The 12,085-nt window shown below is 72.8% G+C and carries 10 protein-coding genes; 3 read left to right on the top strand and 7 right to left on the bottom strand.

Annotation, left to right across the window (positions count from 1 at the left end; translation table 11 throughout):
* Positions 1-47: 47 nt before the first annotated feature.
* Positions 48-1,535, bottom strand: a complete 1,488-nt coding sequence (locus ACFYZR_RS25985) for a hypothetical protein (protein WP_391914290.1) — start codon at positions 1,533-1,535, stop codon at positions 48-50.
* 235 nt (positions 1,536-1,770) lie between these two features.
* Here ACFYZR_RS25985 and ACFYZR_RS25980 point away from each other — a divergent pair, with 235 nt between their 5' ends.
* Together ACFYZR_RS25980 and ACFYZR_RS25975 are read left to right on the top strand one after the other, a co-directional pair.
* Complete coding sequence (locus ACFYZR_RS25980; protein WP_391914288.1) at positions 1,771-2,877, top strand: aminoglycoside phosphotransferase family protein; 1,107 nt, start codon at positions 1,771-1,773, stop codon at positions 2,875-2,877.
* 283 nt (positions 2,878-3,160) lie between these two features.
* Positions 3,161-5,200, top strand: coding sequence for an N-acetylmuramoyl-L-alanine amidase (locus tag ACFYZR_RS25975; protein ID WP_391914286.1), 2,040 nt, complete (start codon positions 3,161-3,163; stop codon positions 5,198-5,200).
* 73 nt (positions 5,201-5,273) lie between these two features.
* Here the strand turns inward: ACFYZR_RS25975 and ACFYZR_RS25970 are convergent, their stop codons facing one another.
* The 6 genes from ACFYZR_RS25970 to ACFYZR_RS25945 all read right to left on the bottom strand — a co-directional run bounded on the left by ACFYZR_RS25970 (position 5,274) and on the right by ACFYZR_RS25945 (position 10,283).
* Entirely contained in the window at positions 5,274-5,774 is a 501-nt protein-coding gene (locus ACFYZR_RS25970; RefSeq protein ID WP_391914284.1) for a hypothetical protein, read from the bottom strand.
* Positions 5,775-5,869: 95 nt separating this feature from the next.
* Positions 5,870-6,109: a DUF397 domain-containing protein gene (locus ACFYZR_RS25965; protein ID WP_391914282.1), complete on the bottom strand. Its 240-nt coding sequence runs from the start codon at positions 6,107-6,109 to the stop codon at positions 5,870-5,872.
* A gap of 79 nt (positions 6,110-6,188) precedes the next feature.
* Positions 6,189-7,355 (bottom strand): thiolase domain-containing protein, encoded by a 1,167-nt coding sequence (locus ACFYZR_RS25960; RefSeq protein ID WP_391914492.1) that lies wholly within the window; start codon positions 7,353-7,355, stop codon positions 6,189-6,191.
* Between the two features lie 8 nt (positions 7,356-7,363).
* Positions 7,364-8,470: a thiolase domain-containing protein gene (locus tag ACFYZR_RS25955; RefSeq protein WP_391914280.1), complete on the bottom strand. Its 1,107-nt coding sequence runs from the start codon at positions 8,468-8,470 to the stop codon at positions 7,364-7,366.
* Positions 8,471-8,483: 13 nt separating this feature from the next.
* On the bottom strand, positions 8,484-9,464 hold the full coding sequence (locus ACFYZR_RS25950; RefSeq protein ID WP_391914278.1) for a Zn-ribbon domain-containing OB-fold protein: 981 nt from the start codon (positions 9,462-9,464) through the stop codon (positions 8,484-8,486).
* A gap of 15 nt (positions 9,465-9,479) precedes the next feature.
* The gene (locus tag ACFYZR_RS25945; protein WP_391914276.1) at positions 9,480-10,283 is read right to left on the bottom strand and encodes a crotonase/enoyl-CoA hydratase family protein; all 804 of its coding nucleotides are present in this window, start codon (positions 10,281-10,283) and stop codon (positions 9,480-9,482) included.
* Between the two features lie 151 nt (positions 10,284-10,434).
* Here ACFYZR_RS25945 and ACFYZR_RS25940 point away from each other — a divergent pair, with 151 nt between their 5' ends.
* Complete coding sequence (locus ACFYZR_RS25940) at positions 10,435-12,069, top strand: acyl-CoA synthetase (RefSeq protein WP_391914274.1); 1,635 nt, start codon at positions 10,435-10,437, stop codon at positions 12,067-12,069.
* Positions 12,070-12,085 lie beyond the last annotated feature (16 nt).

The following is a 12,085-nucleotide window of genomic DNA, read 5'->3' as shown; positions in this document are numbered from 1 at the left end:
CGCTTTTACACCGCTTCTCACACCGCCGCTTCTTACACCGCCCCTCTTTACACCGCCGTCGGGCGGCTCTTCCCCGGGCCCTTGGGCAGGGCCCGCTGGATGTCGTCCCGCAGATGCGAGATGGCGGGGTAGTCCGCGTACTCCCCGGTGAGCCGGTACATCTCGCGGAGCCGGTCCCAGGTGCGGTGGGAAGAGGTCTCGGGGATCGTGGTGAGCGCCATCCGGGCGAAGGTGTCGGCCTGATCCGGGTCATTGCCGATGAAGCAGGCGGACGCCATGGAGATGTAGTCGAAGATCATCGACCGCTGGCGCTGCCCTCCGCGCAGCTCCATCGCCCTCTTGGCGTGCTGCTGGGCGATGGGGGCGGCCGTGGGGTCGTGCTCGGCGAGCGTGCGGTAGGCCAGGGCCTGCATACCGTGGAGATCCGCCTCGTCGAACATCTGCATCCAGCTCGGCGGGGTGACGTCCCCCTTGTCGGCGACGAACAGCTGCTCGGCCTCGCCGAGCGTCCGTCGCATGGCCTGGCCGCGCCCCATCGAGGCCTGGGCCCAGGCCTCGACCGTGTAGAGCATCGCCCGGGTACGTGGGAGGGTCTCGGGGCCGGAACCGGATGTGGCGAGCTTCATCAGGTCCAGCGCCTCGTCCGGCTTGCCCAGGTGGATCTTCTGACGGGCACAGCGGGAGAGGGCCTCGGCGGCCCTCGGGCGGTCCCCGCCCTCCCGGGCGGCGTGGGCGGCGATGATGAAGTACTTCTGGGCCGTGGGCTCCAGGCCCACGTCGTGGGACATCCAGCCGGCCAGCACCGCCAGATTGGCGGCGACACCCCACAGCCTCCGCTGGAGGTGGTCGGGGTGGTGGTAGGAGAGCATGCCGCCCACCTCGTTGAGCTGGCCGACGACGGCCTTGCGCTGGAGCCCGCCACCGCGCTGGGCGTCCCAGAGCCGGAAGACCTCGACCGAGCGCTCCAGGGCGTCGATCTCGAGGGAGCCGACCGGGGCCGCCTCGTAGCGGTCGAAGGCGGCGGGGTCGGCCCGCGTTGCCTTGACGCGCAGGGGATCGTCGAAGTGCGGGGCGTCGGAGGCGAGGACCGGGTCCGTGTGGAGCCAGTCGTGCATCGCGCCACTGATTGCTGAGCCTGCGGCGAGCGCGGCGCCCGCGCCCACCAAGCCGCGTCGGTTGAGCATGAGGTCCATTCCCGTGAATTCGGTGAGGACCGCGGCGGTCCGCTCGGGCGGCCAGGGCAGCCCGTCAGGGGTCTGCGCCTTGCCGGCCCGCCCGCGCCGGCCGAACCCGAGGTCCTCGATGGTCACGACACGGCCGAGTCGCTCGGTGAACAGGGCGGCCAGCACCTTGGGCACGGGATCGCGAGGGGACTCCCCCACGTCGATCCAACGCCGTACCCGCGAGGTGTCGGTCGCCAGCTGCGGATGGCCCATGGCCGCCGCCTGCCGGTTCACGAGTCTCGCGAGCTCGCCCTTGGACCAGCCGGCCAGGCCGAACAGGTCCGCGAGGCGGGTGTTGGGTTCCCTCGTCACGTCAAGCCCCCAGGTTCCTCGGCTGACTTGAAGGTACTCGGGCCGTCATGGGCCAAGCGAGTATTCGCCAGGGTTCGCCAGGGTGCGCCACATGGTGTGCCACCCGCGGTCGGGTGTGATGTAGGAACGCGCAACCCCGGCCACCCGGCAGCCCGACCGCATTCCCCAGGGTGCCCAAAGGCCCGGGGACCGGGTAGCGCCGCAATTCGCCGACACGAAGGGACATGTTCCGCTCATGTATGCAGCCTCGACCTCCGTGTCCGCTCCGCCCCGGCCGCTCCGCCCCCAGCAGAGCGGCGGCGGCCCGTACCTCGACCCCTCCCACGCCGTGGGGGCCGCGTTCGGGGGCGGACGGGCGCGGAGGACCCCGGGGATCGGCGCCCAACCGCTCAGCGGGAGAATCGACTTGTCCGGCCCCCAGGGGGCACAGCTGCGCACGGTGATCTCATCGGTCCATCGCATCTGCCCCGAATTCAACCCCGTCCAGGTGCTGCGCCGAGGCGGTCGTTCCGTCCTCCTGGTCGGCACGACCGGACGGAGTACGGCCGTGGCGAAGTGTTTACTGGACCATTCCTCCGCATGGGCCGAGCGGTTCCGTCATGAAATAGCCACATATCGGGCGTTTGTGCGGCATCGCCCCCCGGTCCGGGTCCCTCGGCTCATCGCCGCGGATCCGGAGCACTGCACCCTGGTCATCGAGCGGATGCCCGGCCGGCCCGCCGCCACCCAGCGGCACCCGGTGGACACCCTGCCCCGCGCGGACGTCCGGGCGGCGCTCGGCGCCATCTGCCGGGTCAATCTCTGGCGGCCGCCCGCCGGGATGTTCGATATGCCGCTGGATTACGGCAAGCGCATCGCCCGCTATCACGAGCTGGGGCTGCTGACCGATCGTGACATGGGCGATCTCCAGAAGCTGCTGCACGGCCTGGCCCATGTCCAGGGGCAGTTCTGCCATGGCGACGCCCAGCTCTCCAATCTCCTGCTCTCCCCCGCCGGGCCCGTGCTCGTCGACTGGGACCACGCCGGCTGGTATCTGCCGGGGTACGACCTGGCGACGCTCTGGACCGTCCTCGGTGACGCCCCGGTGGCACGGCGTCAGATCAGCCAGCACGCCCAGCAGGCGGGGACCACCTCCCGGGACGCCTTTCTGGTGAATCTGATGCTGGTGCTCACCCGGGAGATCAGGACCTATGAGACGGCCGTGCAGCGCGCGATGCACGAGCCCGCCCCACCCGGCACCACCCCCGAGTCCGGCGAGGAGCAGCGACTCCTGCTCCGTCGGCTCCACGACGACTGCGCGATGGCCCGCCGGGCCGTCCGAGCCGCCGTCGGTACGCGCTGAGCGGTTCCACCGGCACGTCGTTCCGCCGACTTACGGCGTGTCGGTGCTCGCCCGGACGGGCGAGCGGCAGCTCCGCCGTGTTTCCACGCCCGCGTCGGGAAACCCCCGACGCGGGCGTTGACGCGTCTTGCACCATCCACCCAGTCTGATGAGCGCCACTCCAGTCATATTGACGGATCGTCTGCCGGGGCATCGCTCTTGGTAAGTTCGGTCCCCCTATCCGATCACGCACTCTTCACCGTCACTGCAAGCGCTCGGCACGGCCCGTCCCGAGGAGGCCGCATTGCGAGGATCCGTACCGGAGTCACGACGGAACGCGAGAACCGGCAGACGAACCGCCAGGCGAACCGACAGGCGAATCGGCCGGCGAAGAAGCCATCGGACCCGGGTGTTCGGCACGGTCGCCTCGGCGGCCCTGATCCTGCCGATGGTCACGGCCGGTCCGGCCGCCACGGCGGACAAGCCCGCCACAGGCGCGCTCCAGCGGGAGTTCGCCCAGGCAGCCGCCCGGTATCACGTACCGGGCAGTGTGCTGCTCGCCGTCTCCTATCTGGAGTCCCGCTGGGACGCCCATGGCGGCGCCCCCAGCGTCACCGCCGGCTATGGCCCGATGCATCTCACCGACGCCACCACCGCCCTGGCCACCGCCCCCCACCACAGCGACCCCGGCGAGGACGCCCGGGGTGATCTCGCCCGGCCGCGTGCCGCCGGCCGCAGCGCGGTGGCCGCCCCGGCCCCCGCACCCGCCACACTGCCCGCCCGGCTGCGCACGCTGGAGCGGGCCGCCGAGCTGACCGGCCGCTCCCCCAAGGAGCTGCGCACGAGCACCGCCGCCAACCTCCAGGGGGGCGCGGCCCTGCTGGCCGCCGAGCAGAAGCGCCTCGGCCTGCCGCCGAGCGGTGACGCCGCCGACTGGTACGCGGCGGTGGCCGGCTACTCCGGCGCCACCGACGCCGCCACGGCGGCCACCTTCGCCAATGACGTCTTCGACGTCATCCGCAAGGGACAGCGGCGCACCACCGACAGCCGTCAGGAGGTCGCCCTCCCCGCCACCCCCCGGATCGCGCCCCGCACCGAGCAGCTACGACGGCTGGGGCTCGGCACGGTCCCGTCCAGGGGCACCGAGTGCCCGGCGTCGGTGGCCTGCGAGTCCATCCCGGCGCCGTACCAGCGGCTGGAGGGCAAGGACTACGGCAATCACGACATCGCCGACCGGCCCGCCTCGCAGAAGGTCGACTTCATCGTCATCCATGACACCGAGGGGTCATGGGAGACGACGATCAAGCTGATCAAGGATCCGGCGTACGTCTCCTGGAACTACACCGTGCGCTCCGGGGACGGCCACATCGCCCAGCACGTGCCGACCAAGGACGTCGCCTGGCACGCGGGGAACTGGTACGTGAACACCAAGTCCGTCGGCATCGAGCACGAGGGATTCCTGGCCCAGCCCGACGCCTGGTACACCGAGGAGATGTACCGCACGTCGGCCCGGCTGGTGGAGTATCTGGCCGACAAGCTGGACATCCCGCTGGACCGCCAGCACGTCCTGGGCCACGACAACGTCCCGGGCACGGTTCCCTCGACCATCAGGGGCATGCACACCGACCCCGGCCCGTACTGGGACTGGGCGCACTACTTCGACCTGATGGGCCAGTCCTTCGAGGCGGACGGCAGTCCCTTCAGCGGGATGGTCACCATCGCGCCCGAGTACGAGGACAACCAGCCGGCCTACACGGGCTGCGTCAAGCCGGGCGCGAAGTGCTCCCCGCACGGCTCGGGCGCCGTGCGGCTGCACACCGCCCCGCGCGAGGACGCCCCGCTGATCCAGGACATCGGTCTGCGCCCGGACGGCAGCCCGTCGACGACCGACGTCAACGACACGGGTGCCCGTGCCTCCACCGGTCAGCAGTTCGCCGTGGCCGGCCGGCAGGGCGGCTGGACGGCGATCTGGTACCTGGGGCAGCAGGCGTGGTTCCGTAACCCCTGGTGGGACCCGAGGGCGGTGGGCACCCACGGCAAGCTGGTCACCCCGAGGGAGGGCCTGGCCGAGATCCCGGTGTACGGGCGCGCCTACCCGGAGCAGGAGGCCTACCCGGCGGGCGTTCCGGTGCAGGCCGTGACCCCGTTGCCGTACAAACTGCCCGCCGGGCAGTCGTACGCGCTGGGGGCGACCTCGCCCGGCGAGTATCTGTGGGCGGCGAGCTTCGAGCCGTCGGGCCACCGGATCGTCCGGGGCAAGGACGTCTACTACGAGATCCAGTTCGGGCACCGGGTGGCCTTTGTGAAGGCCTCCGACGTGGAGGTCCACTCCTCGAAGTGGTGACGACCCGGCACGGCGGGAGCCCGGCACGCGACGGCGTGCCGGGCTCCGGTGGTTCACGGTGCCGGTGGCGGCCCTAGCCCGCCTGGAACATCTCGGCCGGCAGGGGCTTCAGCAGCTGGTAGAGGTCGTCGGTGATCGGCCGGTCCCAGCTGGCGATGGTGACGAGGACGCCGTCGCTGCGGTCGAACTGGGTGCAGGAGATCCGGCTCTCGGAGCACTTCAGCCGGCGCACGATGAGGAGGTTGTCCTCGTGCATGACGGGCAGGTCCTCGGTCTCCACCACCTGGACCGGCTCGTCGTTGCCGAGCGCGGCCAGCAGCTGGGCCACCTCGAAGGGCACCTGGCCCTCGGCGAGCTCCCGGGCCGGGGAGCCCTCGGGCAGATTGCCGATGATCATCGCGGGGCCGCGGCCGCCGAACAGGTCGTAGCGGAGGAAGACCCCCTGGCAGCTGCCGTCGGGCGCGGGCAGCAGCCCGGCTCCGAGATCACCCGGCCAGTCACCGGGGTCCATGGCGAGGACGTCGAAGTCCGGCCCGGTGGGGGTGGCGGCGCTGCGGCGGCGGAGGAAGGACATGCCCACATCGTACGTGCCCACCGCGGCGCCGCGGCGCCGGGGAACCCGTCGGGCGGGTCCCTCCACCGGGAGCCGGCCGCTCCGGCGCGCTGTGGTCAGGTGAGGTCGAATTCCCCGGCCCGCGCGCTCATCATGAACGCCCGCCACTCCCCCGGTGAGAAGATCACCGCCGGGACGTCGGGGTCCCTGCGGTCCCGCAGGGCGATATAGCCCTCGACGAAGGCGATCTGGACGTTGCCCCGGCTTCCCCGGCCGCTCGACTGCCACGTGGCCGTGGCGAGGTCGAGGTCCGGCCTCACGTCGCCCACCAGTTGCTCGGTCGTGCTGTCCGCCACGTCCGTACCCCTTCCGGCTCGTCGTCGCCGCCCACACTAGCGAGCACGGCCGGTGCCCGACAGGCCCCCGGATCCGGCCTCATCCGGTGGGCGGGCCGGCGGCGACGAGCCACATGGCGAAGAACTGGGCACCGCCGCCGTAGGCGTGCCCGAGGGCCCTGCGCGCGCCGGGCACCTGGTGCTCGCCCGCCCCGCCGCGCACCTGGAGCGCGGCCTCGGCGAAGCGGAGCATGCCGGAGGCCCCGATGGGGTTGGTGGACAGGACGCCGCCCGAGGGGTTGACGGGGAGGTCGCCGTCCAGTTCGGTGGCGCCGGACTCGACGAGCTTCCAGCCCTCGCCCTCGGCGGCGAAGCCGAGGTTCTCCAGCCACATCGGCTCGTACCAGCTGAAGGGGACGTACAGCTCGGCGACGTCGATCTCCCGGCGGGGGTCGGTGATCCCGGCCCGGCGGTAGACGTCGGCGGCGCAGTCGCGGCCGGCGCGCGGCGAGACGAAGTCCTTGCCGGCGAAAAGGGTGGGTTCGCTGCGCATGGCCCCGCCGTGCACCCAGGCGGGCGGGTGCGGGGCGCGGGCGGCGCCCGCGCGGCCGGTGAGCACCATGGCGCAGGCCCCGTCGGAGGAGGGGCAGGTCTCCGAGTAGCGGACGGGGTCCCAGAGCATGGGCGAGGAGCGCACCGCCTCCAGGGTGAGGCCGTGCTCGTGGAGGTGGGCGTAGGGGTTCTTCAGGGCGTTGCGGCGGTCCTTGTGGGCGACGAGCGTGCCGGTGCCGGCGGGGGCGCCGGTGCGGCGGATGTACGCGCGGATGTGCGGGGCGAAGAAACCGCCGGCACCGGCCAGGAGGGGTGGCTGGAAGGGGACGGGCAGGGAGAGGCCCCACATGGCATTGGACTCGGACTGCTTTTCGAAGGCCAGGGCGAGGACGGTCCGGTGGACGCGGGCGGCGACGAGGTTCGCGGCGACAAGGGCGGTGGAGCCGCCGACCGAGCCGGCGGTGTGGACGCGCAGGACGGGTCTGCCGACCGCGCCGAGGGCGTCGGCGAGGTGGAGTTCGGGCATCATGACGCCCTCGAAGAAGTCGGGGGCCTTGCCGATGACGACGGCTTCGACGTCGGTCCAGGTGAGGGCGGCGTCGTCGAGGGCACGCCGGGCGGCTTCGCGGACGAGTCCGGCGAGGGAGACGTCCCGGCGGGCCGCGGCGTGGTGGGTCTGCCCGATGCCGACGACGGCGACGGGTTCCTTGTTCACGCGGGCGCTCACGCGGGTTCTCCTTCCGGTTCTTCTTCCGGTTCTCCTCCTCGTTCTCCTCCTCGTTCTCCTTCCAGCACGGCGACGAGATTCTGCTGGAGGCAGGGGCCGGAGGTGGCGTGGGCGAGGGCCCGGTGGGACTCGCCCCGGTGGATACGGGCGGCGGCCTCGCCGATCCGTACGAGCCCGGCGGCCATGAGGGGGTGGGCGGCGAGGGCGCCGCCGGAGGGGTTGACGCGGACGTCGCCGGTGAGGCCGAGGGCCTTGCGCAGGATCACTTCCTGGGCGGTGAAGGGCGCGTGGAGTTCGGCGGTGTCGACGGGCGCGTCGAAGGCTCCGGCCCGTTCGGCGGCCAGGCGGGTGGAGGGCGAGTCGGTGAGGTCGCGGCGGCCCGGGCTCTGGGGTTCGATCCGGTGGTCGATGCCGCGGATCCAGGCGGGCCGGGCGCACATGTGCCGGGCGCGTTCCCCGGCGGCGAGGACGACGGCCGCGGCGCCGTCGCTGACGGGCGGGCAGTCTCCGGTGCGCAGGGGGTGTACGACGTAGTCGCCCTGGGGGACGGCGCCGCGCAGCTGGGCGTGGGGGTTGCCGGCGGCGGCCGCGCGGTTGCGGGCGGCGATGGCCGCGAGGGCGTCCTCGTCGGTCTCGCCGGCGTCGATGAGGGCCTGGGCCTGGAGGGCGGCGAGGGAGACGGAGTCCGGCCACAGGGGGGCCAGGTGGACTGGGTCGAGCTGACGGGTGAGGACGTCGCGGATGTCGCCCGCGGAGGACTTTCCGTGGGCGTAGACGAGGGCGGTGTCCGCCTCGCCGGTGAGGATCTTCACCCAGGCCTCGTACAGCGCCCAGGCCCCGTCCATCTCGACGTGGGACTCGGCGATCGGGGGCCAGGCGCCGACGCCGTCGAGGGTCTGGGTGAAGGAGAAGGGCCGGCCGGCGAGGTAGTCGCTGGAGCCGGAGCAGGTGAAGTCGGCCTCGCCGGGGGCGAGTCCGGCCCGGTCGAGGACCTCGCGCAGGACGGGGAGGAGCAGTTCCGTCTCGGAGAGCTCGGGGGTGGCGCGGCGGTGGTCGCTCTGGGCGAAGGCGACGACGGCCACGTCGCGGGGGCGCGGGGTCACGACGGCCTCCTGGTCACAGCAGCCTCTTGTAGGTGTCGTAGTCGGCGTCGGGTTCGCCGGTGGGCCGGTAGTGGTCGGGGTGACGGTCGCCGTCGCGCCAGACGGGCTCGACGCGCAGCCCCATGCGTACCTGGTCGTAGGGGATGCCGGCGACGCGGCCGTGGAGGGCGAGGTCGGCGCCGTCGAGGGCGATGTGGGCGTAGACGTAGGGAACGTCGATGGCCAGGTTCTTGGCCTTGATGTTGACGACGCAGAAGGTGGTGACCGTGCCGCGGGGGCCGACGGCCACCTGTTCGGTGGTGGCGACTCCGCAGGTGGGGCAGGCGCCGCGCGGCGGTACGTGGACCTTGTGGCAGCGGGGGCAGCGCTCGCCGGTGAGGCGGCGGCGGGCGAGGTCGTGGAGGTGGCGGGTCTGGGCGCGGCCGGGCGTGTAGGTGTAGTCGAGGCGGGCGGGGGTGGTGAGGGAGGTGACGGGGTCGGCGAACGTGCCGGGGTGCGGGGTGGCGTGGCCGGTCTCCGGCACGTCGCGGGGCTCGTCGTGTGGCCCGTTGCACGGCTCGTCTTGTGGCTCGAAGCAGGCGATGTCGGTGATGGCTCCGGTGCGCTGCCCGGCCCAGCGGACGCGGACGCGCATGCCGGTGCGGACGGCTCCGGGGCCCGGGGCGTCGAGGACGTGGAGGAGGGCCGTGTCGGCGCCGTCGAGGCGTACGAGCACCCAGGCGAAGGGGGTCGCGAGGGGCTGGTTCGGGCGGGGCGCGGGGTTCCAGGCCCAGGTGTTGACCGTGCCGGTGGTGCCCACCTCGACGAGCTCGCCGAGGTCCTCGGCGGTGTCGGGGTCGTATTCGGCGGGCGGTACGAGCACGCGGCCGTCGTGGGCGCGGACGCCGAGGACGACGCGTTCGCGCAGTCCGGTGAGGAAGGCGCTCTGCACGGGGCCGAGGGAGCGGGTGAAGGGGAAGGAGACGACGAGGGGCGCGGTGAGGTGTTCCGGCATCGGTTCTCCTCCTCGTCAGGCGCGGCGGAAGACGGCGGGGCGTTTCTCGGCGAAGGCTCGGGCGCCTTCCTTGGCGTCGGCGGTGTCGAAGACGGGCCGGCCGCGTTCGAGTTCGAGGGCGAGGGCGTCGGGTTCGGGGAGGGCCGCGGCGTCGTGGACGCAGGCCTTGACGGCCTCGACGGCGAGCGGCGCGTTGGCGTTGACGAGCGCGGCGGTCTCCATGGCCCGTTCGAGGGCGGTGCCGTCGGGGACGACGTGGCCGATGAGGCCGACGCGCTCGGCTTCGGCGGCGGTGTAGGGGCGTCCGGTGAGCAGCATCTCCATGGCGTGGGTGTGGGGGATCTGGCGGGGCAGCCGGACGGTGGAGCCGCCGATGGGGAAGAGGCCGCGGCGGACCTCGAAGAGGCCGAAGACGGCTCCGCTGCCCGCGATGCGGATGTCGGTGCCCTGGAGGAGTTCGGTGCCGCCCGCGACGCAGGGGCCCTCGACGGCGGCGATCACGGGCTTGCGGGGCCGGTGGTGGCGGAGCATGGCCTTCCAGTGGAGGTCGGGGTCGGCCTTGAAGCGGGCGCGGACGGGGTCCTCCGCGTCCGGCCGCCGCTCGGCGAGCGCCTTGAGGTCCATGCCGGAGCAGAACGCGCCGCCCGCGCCGGTCAGGACGACCGAGCGGACGTCGTCGTCGGCGTCGGCGAGCAGCCAGGCGTCGTAGAGGCCGACGAGCATCGGCAGGGACAGCGCGTTCCTCGCCTCCGGCCGGTCGAGGGTGAGGAGGAGCGTGGCGCCGACGCGCTCCACGGTGAGGTGTTCGGTCCCGCCCATGGCGGACCTCCCGTCGCGGTTCATCTCGGTTGCGAGGACCGGAACAGCGTGCAGGAGGCGGGGGCACGGTTCAATAGTTTTCTGACTGATCGTCAGATTGCTTGGGTCGTGGCCCTTCCGGTCGTCGCGCCCCGGCGCTCTAATGACCGCCGTGGACTACAACCTCGCGGATCTCCTCGAGTCGGTCGTGGACGTGGTCCCCGACCGGGAGGCCCTGGTCCGGCTCGACCTCCCGGGCGGCGGCGCCGAGCGCCGGCTGACGTACGCGGAGCTCGACACGGCGGCGGACCGGCTCGCCGGCCACCTCCTCGACAGCGGCGTCGGCCCGGGCGACCACGTGGGGCTCCACCTCTACAACGGTGTGGCGTATGTGCAGACGCTCTGGGCCTGCCTGAAGATCCGGGCCGTTCCCGTCAACGTCAACTACCGCTACGTCGAGGACGAGCTGGCCTATCTCTACCGTGACGCGGACCTGGTCACGCTGGTCTTCGACGCCTCCTTCACCGCGCGGGTGACGGCTGCCCTCCCCCGGTCCGGTGGACGGCTGCGCCATCTCGTCCGGGTGGGCACACCGCCCGCCGACGCCCCCGAACCGGCCGTCTCCCCGGTGGACCTCGCCGACGCCGAGGCGTCCGGCACGACCGTGCGCGACGCCGTGGGCCCGCGCTCGGGCGACGACCGGTTCGTCATCTACACCGGCGGCACCACCGGCATGCCCAAGGGTGTGGTGTGGCGGCAGGAGGACCTGTTCTTCTCCGGGCTCGGCGGGGGCGCGCCGACGGGCGAGCCGGTGAAGCGGCCGGAGGAGGTGGCGGAGCGCGTCGCGGCGGGCGGGGAGGGCCTGGTCTTCTTCCCCACCGCGCCGCTGATGCACGGCACGTCCACCCTCACCGCGCTCATCGCCCACCTCCTCGGGCAGAAGGTGGTCCTGCACCGCAAGTACGTGCCCGAGGAGGTGCTGCGCACGATCGCCCGGGAGCGGGTCACCAATGTCTCCCTGGTCGGCGACGCGATGCTGCGGCCCCTGACGGAGACCCTGGCCGGGCCGCTGCGGGGGACCGACTGCTCGTCGCTGCTCAGCGTCAGCAGCTCGGGGGCGGTGCTGTCGGAGGCGGTGCGCGAGCGGTTCGCGGAGCTGCTGCCCGGGGTGCGGATCGTCAACAACTTCGGCTCCTCCGAGTCGGGTTTCAACGGCACCGCCACCGAGGACTCCGGGCCCGAGCGGGGCTTGCGGCTGCGCGTCAACGACCGTACGGCCGTGGTGGACCCGGTGACCCACCGGCCGGTCGCCCCGGGCGTGCCGGGCCGGATCGCCCAGCGCGGGCACGTGCCGCTCGGCTACCACAACGACCCGGCGAAGACGGCCGGGACCTTCTTCACCGCCGGCGGCGAACGCTGGGTGCTGCTCGGCGACATGGCGACCGTGGACGCCGACGGGGTGGTGACCGTTCTGGGGCGCGGTTCGCAGTGCATCAACACGGGCGGCGAGAAGGTCTTCCCGGAGGAGGTCGAGCAGGTCCTCAAGGCCCATCCGGCCGTCTACGACGTGCTGGTCACGGGCGTTCCCGACGCCCGCTGGGGCCAGCGCGTCACGGCGGTCGTCCAGCCCCGGGAGGGTGTGGAGCCCCCGACCCTGGAGGCGCTCCAGACGCACTGCCGGGCGAGGCTGGCGGGGTACAAGGTGCCGCGGGGGCTGGTCCTGACGGAACGGGTCGAACGCTCGCCGAGCGGCAAGGCGGACTACCGCTGGGCCCGGGCGGTGGCGGAACGGGGAACCGGGGCCTGAGCGTCGCGCCCGGCCG

This window comes from Streptomyces sp. NPDC001678 (assembly GCF_042892945.1).
Taxonomy (GTDB): Bacteria; Actinomycetota; Actinomycetes; order Streptomycetales; family Streptomycetaceae; genus Streptomyces.
Note: the sequence above shows the minus strand (reverse complement) of the source record. Positions and strands in the feature narration are given on the sequence as shown.